This window comes from Modestobacter sp. KNN46-3 (assembly GCF_011039295.1).
In genome coordinates this window covers 1-1637 of sequence record NZ_JAAKGN010000317.1, presented here as the reverse complement: position 1 = coordinate 1637, position 1637 = coordinate 1, and the positions used below count along the sequence as shown (strand labels likewise).

Annotated in this window: 2 protein-coding genes; one reads left to right on the top strand and one right to left on the bottom strand. The window is 75.1% G+C overall.

Annotated elements, in window-relative coordinates:
- Nucleotides 1-751 (bottom strand): molybdopterin oxidoreductase family protein (locus G5C62_RS26935; RefSeq protein ID WP_164703402.1); only part of this gene is annotated, 751 nt, incomplete at its 3' end.
- A gap of 111 nt (nt 752-862) precedes the next feature.
- Between G5C62_RS26935 and G5C62_RS26930 the strand changes: the two genes are divergently transcribed.
- Nucleotides 863-1637: molybdopterin dinucleotide binding domain-containing protein (locus G5C62_RS26930; RefSeq protein ID WP_346774144.1), on the top strand; the 775-nt coding region annotated here is incomplete at its 3' end.

The window sequence follows — 1637 nt, the reverse complement described above, 5'->3', positions numbered from 1 at the left end:
CGCCCCAGTGGAAGGGGGCGAAGACGACGTCCGGGCGGATCGCGTCGGTGATCAGCGCGTGGAAGCGGGCCCGGCCGCGCCGGGTGGCGAGCTCGACGACGTCGTCCTGGACGATGCCGAGGGTGCGGGCCAGGTCGGGGTGGAGCTCCGCCCGCGGCGTGGGGGCGACCAGCGACAGGCTGCGGGAGCGGCGGGTCTGGGTGCCCGACTGGTACTGGGCGAGCACCCGGCCGGTGGTGAGCACGTAGGGGTACTCGGCGTCCGGGCGCTCATGGGCGTCGACCTGCTCGACACGCCAGAACCGGGCCCGCCCGTCGGGGGTGGCGAACCGGTCGGTGAACAGCCGCGGCGTGCCGGGGTGGTCGGCTGCGGGGACGGGCCAGAACAGGCCCTGCCCGTCGTCGATCCGCCGGTAGGTGATGCCGGAGTAGTCGGCCGGTCCGCCCGCGCTGGCCCGGCCGAGCTCGGTGAAGACCGTCTCGGCGTCCCCGCTGAAGCCCGGCACGCCCAGCCGATCAGCGAGCTCGGCGAGCAGCTGCAGGTCGTCCCGGACGCCGGCGGGCGGGTCCATCGCCCGGCGGCGGCGGATCACCCGGCCCTCCAGGTTGGTCATCGTCCCCTCCTCCTCCGCCCACATGGCGCTGGGCAGCACCACGTCGGCGAGCTCGGCGGTCTCGGAGAGGAAGAAGTCGCTGACGACGAGGAAGTCCAGGTCGCGCAGCCGGCTGATCACCCGGCGGCGCGGGCGCATGTCGCCGCCATCTGGGGCGTCGACCCCGACGACCTCCCCGGCCCCGGCCGCAGCGCCTTCGAGCTGCTCGACGCCCTCGGCACCGAGGGCGGGGTCCGCACGCTGCTGGTGATGGCCTCCAACGTCGCCGTCTCCGCCCCGGACGCCCGCCGGGTGATCAGCCGGCTGCGCGACCTGGACTTCCTCGTCGTCAGCGACTTCTTCCTCTCCGAGACCGCCGAGCTCGCCGACGTGGTGCTGCCCAGCGCCATGTGGGCGGAGGAGGAGGGGACGATGACCAACCTGGAGGGCCGGGTGATCCGCCGCCGCCGGGCGATGGACCCGCCCGCCGGCGTCCGGGACGACCTGCAGCTGCTCGCCGAGCTCGCTGATCGGCTGGGCGTGCCGGGCTTCAGCGGGGACGCCGAGACGGTCTTCACCGAGCTCGGCCGGGCCAGCGCGGGCGGACCGGCCGACTACTCCGGCATCACCTACCGGCGGATCGACGACGGGCAGGGCCTGTTCTGGCCCGTCCCCGCAGCCGACCACCCCGGCACGCCGCGGCTGTTCACCGACCGGTTCGCCACCCCCGACGGGCGGGCCCGGTTCTGGCGTGTCGAGCAGGTCGACGCCCATGAGCGCCCGGACGCCGAGTACCCCTACGTGCTCACCACCGGCCGGGTGCTCGCCCAGTACCAGTCGGGCACCCAGACCCGCCGCTCCCGCAGCCTGTCGCTGGTCGCCCCCACGCCGCGGGCGGAGCTCCACCCCGACCTGGCCCGCACCCTCGGCATCGTCCAGGACGACGTCGTCGAGCTCGCCACCCGGCGCGGCCGGGCCCGCTTCCACGCGCTGATCACCGACGCGATCCGCCCGGACGTCGTCTTCGCCCCCTTCCACTGGGGCG